Here is an 18,270-nt window from a genome sequence, read left to right as displayed (position 1 = left end):
GACCTCTTGGTCAGAGGTGCTTGAGGGGTTTCCGGGAAGTCTCGGCGGCGAACAGCACCGCTACAAGGGACACTGCGGACGCGGCCACCAGGTACCAGCCGGGCGCGAGCTTGCTCTGGGTCATGCCGATCAGGAGGGTGGCCATGAACGGTGCGGTGCCGCCGAAGAGCGCGTTGGAGAGGTTGAAGCTGACGGCGAAGCCGCTGTACCGGACCTTGGTGGGGAACAGTTCGGCCAGGAAGCTGGGCAGGGTCCCGTCATTCAGGGTGAGCATGCCGCCCAGCAGGATCTGGACCAGGACGATCACCAGGAAGTTGCCGGTGTCCAGCAGCATGAAGGCAGGGACGGTCAGGACCATGAAGAGCACCGAGGCGGTGATGAGCATGCGCTTCCGGCCGAACCGGTCCGAGGCGATGCCGGTCAGGAAGATGAAGCCGATGTAGCTGGCCAGGGCGATGGTGGTGGCCAGGAAGGACTCGGTGGGTCCAAAGCCCAGTTCCTCGGACAGGTAGGTGGGCATGTAGCTGAGGATGACGTAGAAGCCGACGGCGTTGAGCAGCACCGCGCCGCACGCGATGACCAGCTGCTTGCGGTACGTCCGGAACATGTCCAGCGCGGGAGCCTTGGGGGCGTTTTCCTCCTGGTCGGCCAGGGCGCGGAAGGCCGGGGTGTCCTCCAGCTTGGTGCGGATGTAGCGCCCGATCAGGCCCATGGGGGCTGCCAGGAGGAACGGCAGCCGCCAGCCCCAGTCGTGCAGCTGTTCGGTGCTGAGCACCGAGCTGAGGAGTGCCGCGATCAGTGAGCCCAGGAGCAGGCCAGCAGCGGTGCTGGCCGGAACGACGGCGGCATAGAGGCCGCGGCGGTTGGCCGGTGCGTATTCCACCAGGAAGGCCGAGGCTCCGGCGTACTCCCCTGCGGCCGAAAATCCCTGGACCACGCGGACCAGGAGCAGCAGGATCGGGGCCAGCATGCCGATGGTGCCGTAGCCGGGGATGAGTGCGATGCAGAAGGTGGAGACGGACATGATGACGATGGAGAGGGACAGCGCTTTGCGGCGGCCCAGCTTGTCACCAATGTGGCCCCAGAAGAAGCCGCCCAAGGGACGGACGAAGAAGGAAATGGCAAAGACTGCGAAGGTTGCCAGGAGCGCGGTCTGCCTGTCCGCTTCGGGAAAGAACACCGAGGAGATGACTGCTGCCAGGTAACCGTACACGGCGTAGTCGAACCATTCGACGAAGTTGCCGATGAAGCTCGCGGTGACCACCCGGCGTCGGACGTCCTTGCTGGCAATGGTACTGTCCGCAGCATTGCCAGCCCGGGCGGGACCGTTGGCGTCAGCGGCAACGATTCCGGCCCGGGGTGAGTTTTGTTGGGTACTCATGAAACCACCAATTGAAAGTTGGAGTTGCATTGCTTGCAACGTGGTTGTTTCAAGATAGGCCGTGATGCGCAACACAGTCAATAGGTTTTGGAATGATTAATCCTGCGCCCATCGGATGGATGGACCGGAAGTCGCACACTTCAGAGTCCACACCAAAACGATCCAACTCGTTGCATCGAAGGCAACGGGGTTGTAAACAAGAGCGGAACTTGGGCTTCAACGCAGAAATGGCCGCCAAGCGGGAGCGCTTGGCGGCCATTCAACGGCAGGGATGTGCTGGAGGGCTTATCTCGCAGGAACAGGTTCCGCGGCGATTACCGAGTGGTCCCGGTGCAGGTTCCCCAAGGCCGAGGCCCCCTGCGGTGACCCCAGGTCGGAGAAGAACTCCACGTTGGCGCGGACGTAGTCTGCCCACTCGTCCGGCACGTCGTCGGAGTAGTAGATGGCTTCCACCGGGCACACGGGATCACACGCACCGCAGTCCACGCATTCGGACGGGTGGATGTAGAGCGAGCGTTCGCCCTCGTAGATGCAGTCCACCGGGCACTCCTGGATGCAGGCCTTGTCCTTTACGTCCACGCAGGGCTGGGCGATCACGTACGTCATGGCAGCTACACACCCGTGTAGACGGTCTTGCCCCAGGTGAAGAACTCCAGGGCGGACCTGCCCTGCTCGCGGAATGTGTTGGTGGAGGAGTCCTTGACGCCGCCAAACGGCACATTCAGGTCCAGTCCCGCCGTGGGCCGGTTGACCTTGATGACGCCCGCCTGCGCCCTGGCGGAGAAATCGGTGGCCAGGGCCAGCGAGTCGGTGCAGATACCGGCGGTGAGGCCGTAGCGGGAGTCGTTGATGGCGGCCAGTCCGGCCTCGTAGCCTGGCACTTCCAGGACGGCCACCACGGGGCCGAAGATTTCCTCGGTCACGGCCGGATCGTCGAAGGCCAGGTCGGTGAGCACGGCGGCGGGGAAGGACAGCGCTCCGGAGGAATCGCCGTCGTACCTTCCATGCAGGAGGGTGGCACCGCGTTCGACGGCGCCACGCACCGCTGCCTGGTCCTGCTCGAACTGCTGCTGGCTCACCACGGCCCCCATGGCAGACTCCAGGCCATCGCCCGGCGTGTATTTGGCGGCTTCTGCCACCAGCGCCTCCAGGAACGCGGGGCGGATGCCGGGGGTGACGTAAACGCGCGACGTGGCCGTGCAGGCCTGGCCGGTAAGGCCGAAGGCGCCTGCCGCCACCACCTGTGCGGCCTTCGCTGGATCGGCGTCGTCCAGGACCAGGACGCCGTTCTTGCCGCCCATCTCCAGCTGCACCCGGGCGCGCCGGCCGTTGAGGATCTCCTGCAGGCCCAGGCCCACCTTGGTGGAACCGGTGAAGGACATTCCGGCAATGCGCGGATCGCGGGCCAGGGCATCGCCCACCACGCGGCCCTTGCCGTGCACCACGTTGAATACGCCGGCCGGCAGTCCCGCGTCCTGCAGGGCGCGGGCCAGGTGGGTGGCGGACAGCGGCGTGAGCTCGGCGGGCTTGATGACCACGGCGTTGCCGCTGATCAGTGCCGGCGCCGTTTTCCAGGCCGGGATGGCGATGGGGAAGTTCCAAGGGGTGATCAGGCCAACCACGCCCAGCGGCTCGCGCCGGGTGGTGATGGTGGTGTCAGGCAGCCCGCTGGACAGCACCTCACCGGTCGCGGCCCAGCCGAGCGAGCCGAAGAACCGCAGCACGTCGGAGGCGCGCTTCACTTCGCCCTTGGCCTCGGCCAGGGTCTTGCCTTCCTCGCGGACCAGGTCCTCGGCAATGGCCGCCTGCCGTTCGATCAGCAGGTTTCCGGCGGCCAGGAGGACGGCGCCGCGGGATGGTGCGGGCAGCGCCGCCCAGGCGGGCTGCGCGGCTGCTGCTGCGGTGACAGCGGCGTCCACGTCCTCGGCGGTGCCGCTGGGTGACAGTGCGGCGAGCTCGTCCGGCCGGGCGGGGTTCATGCGCCGGGTTTCTGCCTCGCCCAGCCATTGGCCATTGATGAGGTGCTGGGCGGTCAGGTGTGCGTGGGCAGTGGTTTGGGGGTCCAGGGCGGAGGAGGTCATGGCGTTCCTTGGGAAGATGGTGGGTGGGGCTAGAGGCTGCGGATGAGGCCGCCGTCGCACCGCAGTGCCACGCCGGTGATGTACGACGCCGGTGCGCTGCACAGGAAGGCGGCTGCGGCACCGAACTCGGCGGGTTCCCCATACCGCCGCGCGGGGATGGTTTTGCGGGATTCGAGCCGGATCTCCTCCAGGGTGGTGCCGCGGCGCTTGGCGGCTGCCTGGTCCAGTTCGGTGACGCGGTCGGTGGCGATCCTGCCGGGCAGGAGCAGGTTGACGGTCACCCCGTCCAGCGCCACCTCCGCCGCGAGGGTCTTGAGGTACGCGGCCAGGGCTGCGCGGCCGGTGTTGGAGATGGCCAGGTTGGGCAGGGGCGCGGCCACCCCGCTGGACCCGACGGCCAGGATCCTCCCCCACCGCCGCTCGCGCATTCCCGGGAGGGCCAGGGCCACCAGGGCCTGGTGGGGCTTGACCAGGGCGTCGAACGCTGCGGCGATGTCCTCGGAGCCCAGGGTCGCTGCGGCGCCGGGTTTGGGTCCGGGCCCGTTGAGGACCAGGATGTCGATCTGGCCCAGGCCGGCTTCGGTCTGCGCCACTGCCGCTTCCACTCCCCCGGGGGCGGTGAGGTCGGCCTCGACGGCAATGGCGCCGAACCCTGGGAGGTCACCGTATGCTGCGTGCAGTTCGCCCACGATCTCCTGGGCCCGGTCATGTCGCCGGCCCACGATGGCCACCTTGGCTCCTTCCGCTGCGAGTGCCCGCGCCACGGCGAGCCCCAGTCCGCCGGTGGAGGCCGCCACCAGCGCTGTGCGTCCCGCAATGCCCAGATCCATCAGAGGCTCCCGGCCGGGACGGGCGTCCGGGTGAGTTTCAGTGCCGTGGCCGCTTCGCGGAGGTGCGCCGTCATGGCGTGCCGCAGGTTCTCCGGGAAGCCCGGCGCCGGGGCGCGGACGCCGGAGTCCTTGATCCAGCCGCGTTCGCGCAGGCATTCCTTGCGGATGGCCAGGGCCACCTTGGCCTGCTGCTCGAAGTTGATGAGCGGCAGGTAAGGCACCAGCTGGGCGGCGGCCGCCGCGTAGCCCTCCCGCTGCCAGGCCCGGACGCAGGCAATCAGAGCTTCCGGATAGGAGAATCCGGTCATGGCTCCTGCGGCCCCGGCCAGGAGTTCATCCAGCAGGCCCTGGCCGCCAAGGCCGCCGAACACCGAGATGCCGGTGGCGGCGCTGAGGGTTGCGATGGCCACGCTGGTGGGCGGCGCCTCGGCCTTGATGGCGATAACGGACGGGCTTGCCCTGACCACCGCGATCAGCGCCTCCGTGGAGATGGTGACCCCGCTGGCCAGGGGGTAGTCCTGCAGCACCACCTTGGCGCCGGTGGCACGGAGGATGGCGTCCAGGTGGGCGGCGACAACTTCAGGTTTTGGCGAGTTGGCCTGCACCATAACGGCGGCGAGACGCTGGCCGGCAGCCTCCTGGGCAGCACGGATCTCCTCGATGGCGGGCCGGGTGGCCAGGGCGGTCACGCCCACCACCAGCGGCAGGCTGGTGCATTCGACGGCGATTTCCAGGACCTGCCGCCGCTCCTCCGCCGCAAGTGCAGCTGCTTCGCCGAACACACCCAGGACGGTGAGGCCGGTGGCACCGATGGTTTCGTAGCGCTCCACGAGGTCGGAGAGGCTGTCCAGGTCCACGTCCAGGGTGCTGCCCTGGAACGGGGTGGCGACGACGCCCCACACGCCCGGGGCCAGGGATTCACGCTTTTCAGGCGCGGCGGATTGCGGCATGGTTGTTTCCTTTCAAGGAAGATGAAGCGGGAAGAGGTTCGACGGCGGCGGCCCGGTCAGCGGCCCGGCCACACCGGCTGCCGTTTTTCCTGGAACGCCCGGACGCCTTCGGCGGAGTCCTCGCTGTCCAGGGCGGCCATGAGGGCCGGGAGCCGGAGGCCGCGCGCTTCGGCGGCCGTCAGGTGCGAAGTCCGGGCAGCCATCTGCTTGACCGCCCGGACGGAGGTGGGGGCGCAGGCGAGGATCTGGTCCACCCAGCGCTGCACGGCGGCGTCGAGCTCCTCGGCCGGCACCACTTCGTTGACCAGGCCCATGGCCTGCATCTCGGCCGCGCCGGCTTTCCGGCCGGTGAGGAGCATGCCCATGGCCTGGGTGTAGGGGACGCGGCGCAGCAGCTGGTGGATGCCGCCGTCGAGCGCCAACCGCCCAACCCGGGGCTCCGTCAATCCGAACTTGGCGCTGTCCGCCGCCACCACGATGTCCGCGCCCAGCACGATCTCCATGCCGCCGCCCAATGCGTAGCCGTTGACCTTGGCGATCACGGGGATGTCCAGGGTGGTGCGCAGGCTCAGGCCGCCGAACCCGTTGGGGTCCAGGCCGGCCCAGTACTCCAGGCCGGTCTTGTCCACGGCGGAGGCGGACATGTCCGCGCCCACGCAGAACGCGCGTGCCCCTGCCCCGGTGACGACCACAGCCCGCACGGACGGATCCTGCTCCAGCTGGTCCCAGATGTCGTTGAGCCGGGCCTGCGCGGTGCCGTCAACAGCGTTGAGGACGTGCTGGCGGTCGATGGTGACGGTTGCGACGCCGTCGTTGATGCTGAGAGTGACTTCGTCTACCCGCTCCGCCAGGGCCGTCACCGCAGGACCCCCAACTGCTGCAGGCGTTCAATCGTTTCGGCGTCGAAGCCGTTTTCCAGCAGGACCTCCACGTTGTGTTCGCCGAGGCGGGGCGCCACGCGGCGGACCGTGGGCGGGGTGGCGGAGAGCCGGATGGGCGCATTGAGCATTTTCACGGTGCCCACCCGCGGGTGTTCGGCCTCCACGATCATGCCGTTGGCCTCGGTCTGGGCGTCGGCGAGCGCCTGTTCCAGGGTGTGGACGGGGGCGTTGAGGAGCCCCTGTTCCTCCAGTTTCCCGGTCCAGTATTCGGTGGTGTTGGTGGCGAAGTGCTCCTGGAAGATGGCCTGGAGGGCGGGCTTGTTCTTGAACTGCTGCTCCAGGGTGGCGAACCCGGGCCGCTCGGTCAGGTCCTCGTCCAGGCCCAGGGCGTCGGAGATCCGCGCCAGCGGGTCGGGGGTGAAGCCGCCCACCATGCACACGGCGCCGTCGGTGGTTTCGAAGACGCCGCTCAGCGGCATGGCGCCCCAGTTGACCTCGTAGCCGCGGTTGAGCTGCATGCACGCCTCCTGCATCTGCAGGTGCAGCATGGAGTCGTACATGGTCACCTCCACCTTCTGCCCCACGCCCGATGCCTGCCGGGTGCGCAGCGCCAGCAGGATGCCCTGCATGAGGTGCATGCCGGTGATGTAGTCGCAGAGGGTGGTGGGGTAGATGGCCGGCTTCTGGTCATCCGATTCGCGGCGCCACATCACGCCCGAGTAGGCCTGGGCGATCGCGTCCTGCCCGCCCTTGTGCGAGTACGGTCCCACCGGGCCGAACCCGGTGCCGGAGGCCCAGATGATGCCCGGGTTCTTCGCCTTCAGGTGCTCATAGCCGAAGCCCATCCGCTCCATGACGCCGGAGCGGAAGTTGCTGACCACCACGTCCGCGTCGGCCAGAATCCGGTGCAGCACCTCGCGGCCTTCCTCCGTGCGGGTGTCCACCGAGACGCTGCGCTTGTTGCGGTTGATGGACAGGAAGATCGGGTTGTCCTGGCCGTCCTGGTCCGGGAACGAGTTGCGGGAGATGTCACCCGCGCCCGGGCGCTCCACCTTGATGATGTCCGCACCGTAGTCGCCCAGCAGCTGGGTGCAGGACGGGCCCATGAACACCTGGGTGAAGTCCACGATCCGGATGCCTTCCAGCGGAAGGGGCACGGGTGAGGCAGCCGCATTGGCGCCCGCCGCCGTCGGGCGTTCCACCCGCTCTACCGTTGCCGCGCTCACGCCGGCACCGCTGCTTCGGCGTCCAGGGTGGCGTTCGACGACGGGACGTCGCCCGGGTCCGCGCCGTGCCGGCGCATGCCCTGCTGGATGTCCGCTGCCGCCACATCGCGGACCAGCACGCCGGACTCGACGGCGAGCGCTGCGGCGACGCCGACGGCCTGTCCCATGGCCATGCAGGGCGGGATTTCGCGGGACATCTTCTGCGCCTCGGGGGTGGCGGAGTAGTGGCGGCCGGCCACCAGGAGCTGGTCCACTTCCTTGGGCAGCAGCGAGCGGTAGGGGTAGTAGTAGTCGCGGCCGCGGGCCACGCTGTCCTGGAAGTGGCGGCGGGAGGTGACGTCTTCCTTGGTCATGACGTACTCGCCCTGCAGAAGGCGGGTCTGGCGGACGCCCATTTGGGAGGCGACATCGAGCATGTAGCACTTTTCGAAGCCGGGGAGGTTGGCCCGGACGTAGTCCACGGCCTCGGAGATCTTGTCCCGGGCGGCGAACTCTGCGGCGGTCATGTCTGCCGGATCCACGCCGTCGAAGCCGGTCATGTGCGGGGCGTTGCACCACACCACGCCCTCGATGGGGGTCTTGAGCCACCACAGTTCCCAGGCCCCGCCGAGCAGGCGCTTGATCTTGCGGTTGATGGCGCGGGCTTCCTTGGGGTTGGCCTGTTCGAAGGCTTCGGCGGCAGCGGTGTCCACGTTGCCCAGCCGGAAGACGAGGGTGGTGAGGTAGTTGTCCTTGGCGTAGCTGGCGCCGGCGCGGGAGGCCACGTCGATGTCGCCGGTGGTGTCGATGACCACGTCCGCCATGAAGGCCTGCGGGCCCAGCTTGGTTTCGCAGATGACGCCCTTGATCACGCCGTTGTCCACGATGGGGCGGGAGAACCAGGAGTGCAGCCGCAGGTCCACGCCGGCCTCGCGGACCAGGTCGTTGGAGATTCGCTTCCAGCCGTCCGGGTCGAAAGCGGCGGCGTAGCAGATGGGCTTGGGGTTGGTGTGGGAGTGGAAGTCGAAGGTGCCGTAGCGGCCCCACTTGTTCCAGAGTTCCTCGGAGGTACGGCGGTCCTCGGCCGGCGGGACGATGGCCAGGCCCAGTTTCTGCAGGCGTTCGACGTATTCGGAGACGATGCCGGTGACGGTGATGTCCTGGCCGTTGATCATGTCGTCCAGGACCAGCACCATGCCGCCGGAGGCCAGGCCGCCCAGGGAGGAGTAGCGTTCCAGGAGGGTCACCTTGGCGCCGGAACGGGCGGCGGTGACGGCGGCGGCCACACCTGCGGGACCACCGCCAACCACCAGGACGTTGGACCGGGAGATCACCGGGGCGGTGAGGTCCGCAGTGGTGGTGCTGAGTTCGAGCGTGTTCATGGGGAAGTCCTTACTTTCCGACGAAGATGCCGTTGGAGCGGCGTGCGGCGAGGTAGAAAACGATGCTGAGGATGGAGAGGACTGCGACGTAGACCGGGAAGACCCACGTGAGGTTCAGGGACTGCAGCCAGACCAGGAGGTAGGAGGCGGTGCCGCCGAAGAGGGCCACGCCGATGCCGTAGCCAAGGGCCACACCGGTTCCGCGGATGTTCTTGGGCATCAGGGAGGAGCTGACCACGTTGTAGAGGGTCATGTTCAGGACCAGGACGATCGAGCCACCCAGCAGGACTGCTGCGAAACCGCCGATGCCGGGCTGGACGTACAGGAGCATGAGGAACACGGAGGGGATGGCCAGGACGCGGGTCACCAGGAACCAGCGGGACATGGACCGGCCGTCGGCCAGCTTGCCGATGATCCAGCTGCCGATCACCAGGACGACGCCCAGGACGGTGGTGAGGGCGAAGACTGCGGTGGGGTCTTCCTTGAAGCCGCTGCGGGCGGCGCTGGGCAGGCCCACGTTCCAGGCGTAGTTGTAGGCCTGGGCGGCCCCCACCACGAAGATGATCGCCAGGACGGAGAGCCAATGCTTGCCCACGCCGGACCATACGGTCTTGGCGGTGTTGGTGGCGCGCTCTTCTTCCTTGAGGGTTTCGGGCAGTGAGCGGCGCAGGTAGAGCACCACGAAGCCGAACAGGGCGCCGATGATGAACGGAACGCGCCAGCCCCACTCCCCCATGGCCGCGCCGCCGATCACCAGGCTGCAGACGAAGCTGACAAGGGAGGCGAGCAGGATGCCGATGTTGACGTAGAAGGACATGATGCCGGCCACGTAGCCTTCGCGGCCTTCCGGCGCCAGTTCAACGGCGTGGGAGGTGGAGAGCGGGGCTTCGATGCCGGTGGAGATGCCCTGCAGGATACGGCAGGCCACCAGGATGATGCCGGACCAGGCGCCGATGGTGGCGTAGCTGGGGGTGACGGCGATGAGCAGGGTGGTGCCTGCCATCAGCATGATTGACAGCAGCATCACGCGGCGGCGGCCGATGCGGTCGGCCAGAGTGCCCAGCAGGATGCCGCCGAGGGGACGGAAGGCGAATCCGACGGCGAACACGGCCAGCGCGTTCAGGGTGGCGGAGAGGGGCTCGGTGCTGGGGAAGAAGTTGGGGCCGATGAAGGCGGACAGGAGGCCGAAGACCATCCAGTCGTACCATTCCAGGGCGTTGCCCAGGCCAAGGCCGAGGAGGCCCTTGCGGACTTCTGGGGTGAATTTATCGCGGTTGCGGGGGGATGAGGTGGTGGCACGTGGTGACGGTACGGCATTGTCCGTCGCTTGGATGTCGAGCATGGGAGTGTCCTTACGCTGGCGCCGGGAAGGGCGCAGGAGGGTATGACGCAGCGACGCCTGTTGGAGGAGGCGCAGGATGCGAAGGTGGCAAGGATTGCCCGGGGCCACAGATTGGGTCCGGACAGTTATGGGGAAACGCAGGCGCCGGCGGGGACCGGCAGGCCTACCACTTGTGTGGTGCGTTTACCCAGATGGCTACGCATACCTCTTCGTAGCTGTTCTTGTACCAGTGCGGGGTTTCTGCCGGGTAGGTGATCGAGTCGCCCTCTTCCAGGCTGTAGCAGACGCCGTCCAAGTAGACGTCCTTCCGGCCCGAGATGATGTAGCAGAACTCTTCCCCGCTGTGGGTAAAGGGTGTTGCGCTGGTGTCATGCCCTGGGGGCGTCATGATCCATTGCGCTTCGATGGTGCCGTCACGGTCCGGGGTGAGCAGTTCGTGAACTGCCTCCCCCACGGATTCGCGGGTGACGTTTTTCAGGTTCCGCCGTGCGGATCTGCGGACGACGGGTGACTTGGTTTGGTCCTGGCCAATGAAGAACCTTCCCACGGGGATGTCCAGTCCATGGGCCAGTTGGGCGAGGGTCGTGAAGGACGGGTTGGCCATTCCGCGTTCGATCTGGCTGACGATCGCCTGGCTGAGCCCTGTGACGTCCGAGAGCTTGGCCAGGGTCATGCCCTTTTCCTTGCGCATGGCCCGCACTTTGTTGCCAACCGTGGCCAGCAGTTCGCTGGTGGCCGGCGGTGCGGTGGTGCTACTCTCGGTGGTCATCGGTTGTCTTTCACTGGGTGAGCTTACTCACACAACTATAGTGAAGATTTTTACTCAAACAACCCCTTTTCCTAATTATCTTGAAGATTCTGCTGTCGTGCAGGAAAAACGGGCCCAAAGACACGAGCGGAACCGCTTCTCCTGCCCCATACTTGCGCCATGGACGACACCGCCGCCGGGGACCGGACTGTGCAGGAACATCAGAACGCGCGAAAACCGGACCGGGTCCTGCTCGCGCTGGTGGGCGTGGTGGTACTGCTGGTGGTGGTGGCGCTGGCCGTGGTCTTCACCCGCGGCGAGCCGGCGCCGCTGGATGAAGGCAGTCCCGCCGGGGTGGTCCAGCGGTACAGCAAGGCAGTGATCGACGGCGACGTTCCCACCGCCCAGTCCTATCTCACGGAGGGTGCCAGGAGCAGGTGCCGCGGCACGTACACCGGCGAGCCGTCGCCCGCCCGCGTTGTCCTCATCTCGACGACGGAGCGCACCGACTCAGCCACCGTGAAGGTTTCGATTGTGCGGTCGGCCCAGGGCGGCCCCTTTGGGCCGTCCGAGTACGAGACGGAGGACGCCTTCTCGCTCCTCAAAGTGAATGGGAAATGGATGATTGACCAGCCGCCTTACCCGCTGATGGCCTGCACCGGGATGCCGGTAAAGCCATGAGCTCCCCCGCGGCCCCAACGTCTCCCGCGCCCACAGGTGGCCTGGCCACCCTCCGCCGGCTGATCCTGTACGTCCTGCTGTTCGCGCTGGTGGTCATCGCCGCGTCAGGTGTAAGCGGGTTGCTTGAGCGCCTCTTCCGTACGGCAACCACCTTGGTTTCCGGCGACGTCACCGGGTTGGCCCTGTCCCTGGCCTTCACCCTGATCGGCGGCCCGCTGGCGCTGCTGCTGTGGTGGTTCGTGTGGCGGCGGCTCGACGATGAAGCCGAGCGGAGGGCCCCCGGGTGGGGCCTCTACCTCACCGGGATCTACGCCGTCTCGCTGATCATCGCCACCACGTCGCTGCTGGATCTGGCCACGTCCTTCATCGGCGGACAGGTCAGCCAGTGGCCGTCCCCCCTGGCGAACGCCATTGTGTGGGCGGCTATCTGGTGGTGGCACCGGTGGATGTGGAAGCACCCCCGCAAAGCGTCGCACCACCTTGAGGACGTGCGCGCCGTCGTCGGCTCCGTCTTTGGGCTGCTGCTGGGTGCCGGCGGCTTGATCGCCGCGCTCAGTGTGCTGCTGGATGTCGCGATCCGCGGTTTCACGGCAACCACCGCCTTCGAGCCCTGGTGGTTTGAGGTCCTCCGGTCCCTGATCTGGGCCGCGGGCGGGGCGGTGGTGTGGTGGTGGCACTGGTTCCGGGAGGGCGGGCAGCGCTTCCAAACAGGGCTGGTGGACGTCACCATCGTTGGCGTGGGCATCTTCCTGGCCGGCATCGCTGCCGTGGGCGGGCTGGGCGTCATCCTGTTCGTCCTCCTGCGGTTGGCCTTCGACCGGAGCGATCCCCTGAACGATCTGCTTGAGCCGCTGGCCCCGGCCATCGCTTCTGCCGCCATCGGGGCGCTGGTGTGGCGGTACCACCGCAGTGCGTCCGTGCACCGTTCCACCCGGACCCGCCGGGCCAGCCTCCTGGTGACGTCCGCGGTGGCGCTTGCCGCGGCGGCCTCCGGCATCGGCGTGGTGGTGAATGCACTGCTGGCTGCAGCCGTATCTCCTTTGGCGGGCGGGACAACCCATACCCTGCTTCTGGGCGGCATCAGTTCCCTGGTGGTGGGAGCACCGGTGTGGTGGCTCGCGTGGAAGCCCCTGCACCAACCACGCCGTGCGGACGACATTCCGCCCGGCCGGCGCCTGTACCTGGTTGCATTTTTCGGCGTCAGTGCGGTGGTGGCGCTCATTACGCTGCTGGTGATCGGATACCGGCTCTTCGAATTCCTGCTGGGCGAAGTCACCGGCGGCAGCGTCCTTGACCGGATCCGGGCGCCCCTGGGACTCCTGGTGGCCGCCGGGCTGGTGGCGGGCTACCACTTTGCGCTGTGGCGGCACGACCGTGCACTACTCGCCGCGGCGGCCCCTGCCCGGCGGCGGGTGATAGAGCGGGTCACCCTGGTCAGCGGTTATCCACCCGCTGTCGTTGATGCCGAGGCTGTAGCGCGGGGAATCGCTGACGCCACCGGGGCGAAGGTGACCACCTGGCTCAGGGCGGACGACGGCGGCGCGGGACTTCCGGCGTCGTCCGTTCCTTCGCCCGTGGTTGCGGACGTCATGCGGCAGATCGCGGTGGCGCTGGAGGCCACTGCCGCGCAGCAGGTGCTGGTGATCGCCGGGCCGGGAGCCCGGCTGGAGGTCATCCCGGTGGCTGCTGCCGGGGGCGCTGCCGTCGCTGGCGGTGCTGCGACCGGCCGGGCCCTACGGCCCTAGCTTGTTCGGGAAGCTGAAGCCTAGCGTTGGTGCTGGCAAAGGAGGCCGGCCATGGCTGCTCATCGAGCCGCAAAACTTCCCGGTGCTGCAAAGGGAATGAACAGCAGGAGCTGGCTGGGCTGCATGGCCCTTGTCCTGCTCGTCTTGGCAGGATGCTCATCCGGGGACAACGCGCCGGCGGCCAGCCCTTCATCCAACCAGGCAACTGCGCCCCAATCATCAGCGCCGCCCAGCACCCAGACTGCGGGCATGCCCGCCAAGCCACTCACGGATGCGGAACTGGCGGCGATCATCAATGGGGTAGGCACGAGCCGGAACCTGCCGTTTCCTGCAGCCCACGATTCCACCGCCTGCGCAGCGGGGCGGCCGGAGGGTCCTTCCCCTCAACCAAAACCGAAACCACGCCCGGGGAGTGCGTTGCCTTCGTGCCCCAGGACCCCTTCGCCCGCTGGGCAGACAAGGACATCAACTTCGCCGAAGGTGCCATGCCCCCAGTGGGCGGCCAGTCCGGACCCGCGACCACAGTCATGGTCGTTCTAAGAAGCGCGGAAAGGGAAGCCATCGCCAAGGCCGACTTCGGCTACACGGACGATCTGGTGTCCCGCTGCGGCCAGTTCGATTTGGCCTACACCGAATCCGGCCGCACCTCCACTTACGGCGTCCAGCTGCTCACCGCTCCCCCGCTTGGGGAAAAGCAGCACGCCTTCATGCAGGTGACCAAGCCGAAGGGTCCCGGGGACTTCGGTTCCGTGGGATTGCGTGTCCTCAAGGGCACCTTGTCCATCACGCTCAGCCTCGCAGTGGAAAACCTCAACTCGGAGGCCGACGCCAAGCCTGCACTGGACGCCATGGCAGTCCTTGCCAGGGAGCTCATTGACCAGGCCGCAAAAGGCTCCACGTCCGCGCCTCCGCCGGCGCCAAACGCAATGCCGCCTGACCAGATGGTGGCGCTGTTCAAGGGCATGACCGGCCCCGGCGGGGAACCGGTGAGCCTGCCGCAGGCGGCAATAATCGGCCCGCCTCCCGGCTCTTCCCCAGGCGCGTCAGCTCCGCCGTCCGATTCCCCGTGCACCTTTGACGATGAGTCCTACGCCTCGGCCTTGGCCGGCGCGGTCCATGGCCAGGGCCAGATCCAGGGTGCCACCAAGATCGACTACACCGACTTCAGCGTGGTCAACATGCCGTCATCAATGGCTCCGCCCTATCCGTTCGACACCCGGGCAGAGCATCTCCGGGGCTGCACAAGCATCCAGGAGAAGTCCTTCGGAGGCAGCAGCCGGCCCTGGTCCCCTGTCGCCGCACTCACCACGACAATCACCGCCGACGCGACCTACGCCGTCGCCTATCAACTCTCCGACGGGACCGGCGAATGGCACGTCCGGTGCGGAGCGCGCAGGGGGACGCTGTCGATTGAGGCGAGCACCCGGACTGGGTCGCAATCCGAGACACAGGCCAAGGCGGACGCGCTTGCGTCCTTCTTCAACGCCGTTTTCTCACGAGCGGGAAAGTAGGACCATCTGCCCCGGGAATGCGGCGTTCCTCAAGATTTGCTCAGTTTATCCCGCTGGTGGATTAACCCTCTTCCCCTGGCATTCTGCGCTGCCTAGTGTTGGCACACACGCTTTGCCAAGGGGGACAAATGAAAAGCACAGCTGAGAGTCTTACAGACGCCGCAAACCAGGACGGGCAGCAGGCTGCCGTCACGGATTCACTGGACGTACAGCACAAGCTGGCGGAGTGGACATCCGACTGCCTGCTCACCATGCGCAGCCCAATCCGCTTCACCCGGGCCGACTGGCCCTAGGCCGCTCGAACTTCCGGCACCGGCTCCGGGACAGCCTCGTCAATCAGCCGGCTCGATCAGTTCCGGTCCGTCGTTCCGCACGCTGTTTACCCTGGTGGACACTATCCGTGGGGTCAGGACGGGCTCGGGAAGAGTGTCCAGAAAGTGCCGGATATCGTTCTTATCGGTCAGGTCCGGGTCCAGCCACTCGGCGAAGCGGTCGCGGGGAATGATCACCGGGGACCTGTCGTGGACATGGCCCAAGGCGTCCTGGGCTGTGGTGGTTAGGACCGTGCAGCTCAGGAGCCACCGCCCCGGGTCATCCTCCGGCACTGAAGGGTCGGCCCACCACTCGTACAGGCCGGCAAAGCCGAGTATCGGTTCCTTCTCGGAGTACAGGTAGTTGGGGATCTTTTTGCCGTCTTCCGTCTTCTGCCACTCGTAGTAGCCGTCGGCAGGAAGAATCGCGCGTCGTTTCACCGCTGCCTTGCGGAATGACGGCTTCTCCAGGATGCTCTCGCTGCGGGCATTGATCAGCTTGTTTCCGATCTTGATGTCCTTGGCCCAGGACGGAACCAGGCCCCAGTGCGCCACCAGCAGGTGCCGCTCAATGCTGCCCTCATCCAACCGCTCGGCCACGATCGGCACCGGCTCAGTGGGGGCCACGTTCCAGCTTGGTGGGGGCAGGCTGCCTTCAACCTCTTTGGCGTCAAAGTGGCTCAGGAGGTCGCCGGTGGCCTTGGACATGACATATCTGCCGCACATACGGTTATTCTCCCCACTGCAGGTCGGCCGGTTGTTGCCCGGATAGGCGAAGGGGCGGGCCACCTGGACCACCGGTATGACTCATAGAGCCATGCGCCCAACACGGCCAGCGCACTGGTCCAGGTCGTTACCCGCCGTTTCAGGCCCGCCCGGCCTTTAACGCCGCTACCAGTGACGGAAGGTCAGCTGGAGGCTTCCCGCTCGATTTCCTCGGCCAGGTCATCCACTTCTTCGGGACGGGCTTTGATCCCGGCTTCCTCGAAGCGCTCTTCAAGGACGTGGCTTACATCGTCCTGGACATGGCCCAGCTGGATGTCGTGGCGGACATCCTCCGCGATGGCTTCGGGCGTGGCGTCGGGATCGGTGCCCGCCACGAGCTCATCGTTGCCGTCAAAGGGGTCGTTGGCGCCGCCGTCTCCGCTATCAGTCATACTCCATCGTTACCCTTTGCCGCCCGGCAGTAAACGCCGCGTCCCCGTTGCGCCGATCCAGCCGGCTTCAACCCAGGAAGGTGCGGTGTATTTCGCTGCCGTAGCGGCCAATGATTGCGCGTTTGGCGTTCCTGAAGGCTTCGAGGTCCCCGGCATGGCCATGCTGCTCAACGCGCCGCCTTGCCAGCTCGTCCGAAATCACGTCAAGAAAGAGTTCTGCGAGGAGCAGCCGGGCGGAGTCGCGGAATCGGCCCCGTCCGTCGACATAGAGCTGGACGGTGGGGGCTGCGGTGTTGATGATGACTTTTCGCTCCACTTCGCTGTACACGGCACGGTCCGTGCTGTTGTGCAGGCTGCGGAAGTCGTAGCCGGTGAAGAGGTCGACGCCGTGGTCCCTGCTCGGGTGGTGGACCCGGCGGTGAGGGCCCGGCAGCTGTCCGGGGGCGGCGACGGCCTGGTGCGGCGGTTGGTTTGCGCTGCGGTGTGAGGCGTGCTCGGCGATGACCACTTCGCACAGCGCCCAGTAGTCCCCGGCTCGGGCAGTGATTTCCCCGTGGTCTCCAGCTTTGTCCCCCGTTGCCCTCCATTCGAGCCGAGGGGTTTCCGCCAGGGTGCTGACCGGAACCGGTGCTGGCAGCGGGTCAAGGCGGATCGAGGGCGGAAGGTCCAGTTCGAACGCCAGGGTTTCGCCAACGGGCAGCTGGGATGGATCCAGCAGCAGGGCAACGTGGAACGGATGCACCGGCGGCCGGTAGTAGAAGGGCGTTGTGAACCGCAGTGCCGCAGGCAACGGTGACTCCGGCGCCTGCCCGCCGTCCCCGTTGCGGACACCAGGTGCTGTCTCCAGGCCCAGGTCCAGGATGGCGGCCTCGCTCATGTGCTGAAGCAGGTGCACGATCATCTCGGCGGTTCGCCCGGATGTGGTGGCCCGTTCCAGGTGGGTGAGTTTTTCTTTCTCGGCCTGGACAGGGGCCGCGATCATCCGGCTCACGGCCCGCGAGAACGCCGCAACGAACGGGTCCTTGGGGTTCAGGCCTTCACGCTCGTCGCTGATGATGGCCCTACCTTTGCCGAGCATTTCGGTCAGCGCGGGGCAACGCACCGTCCCGAAAAGATACTCGGTGCCCACCTGGTTCTCGTATTCGAACAGCTGGCAGTCGAGCACAGCCCTGCCGGACTCCACCACCAGGCCGGCGGTTCGTTCGTCACCCTTCAGTGTCAGTTCAACGTCCTGGGCCCGTTTCAGCGTGACGGTGAACGCGTACTCCGTACCGTCGACGCTGAAGCTGCCCGGTTCTTCAGGGCCCACCAGCGTGATGGCAGGAGGTTCCCGGAAACGGATGCGGTCACTGCCGTGATCGCCGTCACCGGGGTGTCCGTGGACCAGTTCCACCCTTCGCCTGTGCAGCACGTCCCGCAGGTAGATGTTGTCCGCAAGGAGCTGTAGCAGTGTTGCCTGCTGGGTGATGGTGGCGTGCGGGTTGTCTACCACGATGGTGACCCTGGTGCCGTTGCCGCCGTCGGGAATCCCGAGCCGGACGTGGTCCTCGGGGAACGCCCGGCGGTCCGCGCCGTCGTCGTCATAAAGGTAGCCGCCGTTCTCACCCCGGAAGATGTCGATCCGGGTGAACCGGCCACTTTGAATGGTCTCGATCCAGCCGTGACCCAGCCCGAAGATCGCCTGTTTGAGCCCGCGCCCAAAGTAGCCCCGGCCTGCTCCCTCCCCGCGGGCCAGCGGACTGTGGGCGCCGCCGTAGCTGAGGATCCTGCCCGCCTGCTCGAAGGACATGCCCTCCGCCTGGTCAGTGACCATCAGCACCGCCCCAGAGTGGTGCCGCTGGTAACCGACGACGATGGGACCCGTCAAGGTGCCGCCGGCTCTTTCCAGCCGCGAGTAACTGTCATCGCTGTTGGTGATGAGCTCCACCAGAGCCTTCTCAACCGAGGCGAAGCGCCGGGAATCGATCCCGATCACGCGCTGGTCCACTTGGATCTGGGCAACCGTCATCTGTGGTTCCTTCGCTTACAACCGAAGCTGATGGTCAACCCGAAGGCGCAACGACGG

The 18,270-nt window shown here is 66.8% G+C and carries 18 protein-coding genes; 4 read left to right on the top strand and 14 right to left on the bottom strand.

Annotation, left to right across the window (positions count from 1 at the left end; all coding sequences use genetic code 11):
• Positions 1 to 10 precede the first annotated feature (10 nt).
• From ACETK3_RS11885 to ACETK3_RS11840, 10 genes are all read right to left on the bottom strand, one after another.
• Positions 11 to 1,381: an MFS transporter gene (locus ACETK3_RS11885; protein ID WP_373992963.1), complete on the bottom strand. Its 1,371-nt coding sequence runs from the start codon at positions 1,379 to 1,381 to the stop codon at positions 11 to 13.
• 285 nt (positions 1,382 to 1,666) lie between these two features.
• A complete protein-coding gene (fdxA, locus tag ACETK3_RS11880) occupies positions 1,667 to 1,987 on the bottom strand; it encodes a ferredoxin (protein ID WP_373992962.1) in 321 nt (106 codons plus the stop codon).
• 5 nt (positions 1,988 to 1,992) lie between these two features.
• Positions 1,993 to 3,462 (bottom strand): aldehyde dehydrogenase family protein, encoded by a 1,470-nt coding sequence (locus ACETK3_RS11875; RefSeq protein WP_373992961.1) that lies wholly within the window; start codon positions 3,460 to 3,462, stop codon positions 1,993 to 1,995.
• A gap of 29 nt (positions 3,463 to 3,491) precedes the next feature.
• Positions 3,492 to 4,292, bottom strand: coding sequence for an SDR family oxidoreductase (locus tag ACETK3_RS11870; RefSeq protein WP_373992960.1), 801 nt, complete (start codon positions 4,290 to 4,292; stop codon positions 3,492 to 3,494).
• Entirely contained in the window at positions 4,292 to 5,242 is a 951-nt protein-coding gene (locus tag ACETK3_RS11865) for a dihydrodipicolinate synthase family protein (protein WP_373992959.1), read from the bottom strand. Before ACETK3_RS11865 ends, ACETK3_RS11870 begins: the two co-directional genes overlap by 1 nt.
• Before the next feature lie 56 nt (positions 5,243 to 5,298).
• Entirely contained in the window at positions 5,299 to 6,102 is an 804-nt protein-coding gene (locus tag ACETK3_RS11860; protein WP_373992958.1) for an enoyl-CoA hydratase-related protein, read from the bottom strand.
• Entirely contained in the window at positions 6,099 to 7,349 is a 1,251-nt protein-coding gene (locus tag ACETK3_RS11855; RefSeq protein ID WP_373992957.1) for a CaiB/BaiF CoA transferase family protein, read from the bottom strand. The genes ACETK3_RS11860 and ACETK3_RS11855 overlap by 4 nt, the downstream gene beginning before the upstream one ends.
• Positions 7,346 to 8,710 (bottom strand): FAD-dependent oxidoreductase, encoded by a 1,365-nt coding sequence (locus tag ACETK3_RS11850; RefSeq protein WP_236820516.1) that lies wholly within the window; start codon positions 8,708 to 8,710, stop codon positions 7,346 to 7,348. Before ACETK3_RS11850 ends, ACETK3_RS11855 begins: the two co-directional genes overlap by 4 nt.
• 10 nt (positions 8,711 to 8,720) lie before the next feature.
• Positions 8,721 to 10,052: an MFS transporter gene (locus tag ACETK3_RS11845; protein ID WP_236799709.1), complete on the bottom strand. Its 1,332-nt coding sequence runs from the start codon at positions 10,050 to 10,052 to the stop codon at positions 8,721 to 8,723.
• Positions 10,053 to 10,215: 163 nt separating this feature from the next.
• Complete coding sequence (locus ACETK3_RS11840; protein WP_236799710.1) at positions 10,216 to 10,821, bottom strand: helix-turn-helix domain-containing protein; 606 nt, start codon at positions 10,819 to 10,821, stop codon at positions 10,216 to 10,218.
• 159 nt (positions 10,822 to 10,980) lie between these two features.
• On the opposite strand from ACETK3_RS11840, the gene ACETK3_RS11835 reads away from it, so the two are divergent.
• Both ACETK3_RS11835 and ACETK3_RS11830 read left to right on the top strand, forming a co-directional pair.
• Positions 10,981 to 11,481, top strand: a complete 501-nt coding sequence (locus ACETK3_RS11835) for a hypothetical protein (protein WP_236820517.1) — start codon at positions 10,981 to 10,983, stop codon at positions 11,479 to 11,481.
• Entirely contained in the window at positions 11,478 to 13,226 is a 1,749-nt protein-coding gene (locus tag ACETK3_RS11830; RefSeq protein ID WP_373992956.1) for a DUF5671 domain-containing protein, read from the top strand. Before ACETK3_RS11835 ends, ACETK3_RS11830 begins: the two co-directional genes overlap by 4 nt.
• 59 nt (positions 13,227 to 13,285) lie before the next feature.
• On the opposite strand, the gene ACETK3_RS11825 is transcribed toward ACETK3_RS11830, so the two are convergent.
• Positions 13,286 to 13,534 carry a hypothetical protein gene (locus ACETK3_RS11825; RefSeq protein WP_236820519.1) on the bottom strand — a complete coding sequence of 83 codons (249 nt, stop codon included), beginning with the start codon at positions 13,532 to 13,534 and terminating at the stop codon, positions 13,286 to 13,288.
• Between the two features lie 117 nt (positions 13,535 to 13,651).
• Between ACETK3_RS11825 and ACETK3_RS11820 the strand changes: the two genes are divergently transcribed.
• Together ACETK3_RS11820 and ACETK3_RS11815 are read left to right on the top strand one after the other, a co-directional pair.
• Positions 13,652 to 14,737 carry a hypothetical protein gene (locus ACETK3_RS11820; protein WP_236820520.1) on the top strand — a complete coding sequence of 362 codons (1,086 nt, stop codon included), beginning with the start codon at positions 13,652 to 13,654 and terminating at the stop codon, positions 14,735 to 14,737.
• 128 nt (positions 14,738 to 14,865) lie between these two features.
• Complete coding sequence (locus ACETK3_RS11815; RefSeq protein WP_236820521.1) at positions 14,866 to 15,030, top strand: hypothetical protein; 165 nt, start codon at positions 14,866 to 14,868, stop codon at positions 15,028 to 15,030.
• 39 nt (positions 15,031 to 15,069) lie between these two features.
• Here ACETK3_RS11815 and ACETK3_RS11810 read toward each other — a convergent pair whose 3' ends face one another.
• From ACETK3_RS11810 to ACETK3_RS11800, 3 genes are all read right to left on the bottom strand, one after another.
• The gene (locus ACETK3_RS11810; protein WP_373992955.1) at positions 15,070 to 15,774 is read right to left on the bottom strand and encodes an SOS response-associated peptidase; all 705 of its coding nucleotides are present in this window, start codon (positions 15,772 to 15,774) and stop codon (positions 15,070 to 15,072) included.
• 182 nt (positions 15,775 to 15,956) lie between these two features.
• The gene (locus ACETK3_RS11805; protein ID WP_236820522.1) at positions 15,957 to 16,205 is read right to left on the bottom strand and encodes a hypothetical protein; all 249 of its coding nucleotides are present in this window, start codon (positions 16,203 to 16,205) and stop codon (positions 15,957 to 15,959) included.
• A 67-nt stretch (positions 16,206 to 16,272) separates the two neighbouring features.
• Positions 16,273 to 18,213 carry an ATP-binding protein gene (locus ACETK3_RS11800; RefSeq protein ID WP_373992954.1) on the bottom strand — a complete coding sequence of 647 codons (1,941 nt, stop codon included), beginning with the start codon at positions 18,211 to 18,213 and terminating at the stop codon, positions 16,273 to 16,275.
• Positions 18,214 to 18,270 lie beyond the last annotated feature (57 nt).

Source organism: Arthrobacter sp. E44 (assembly GCF_041877125.1).
Taxonomy (GTDB): domain Bacteria; phylum Actinomycetota; class Actinomycetes; order Actinomycetales; family Micrococcaceae; genus Arthrobacter.
This window is presented reverse-complemented; position numbering and strand designations above follow the sequence as displayed.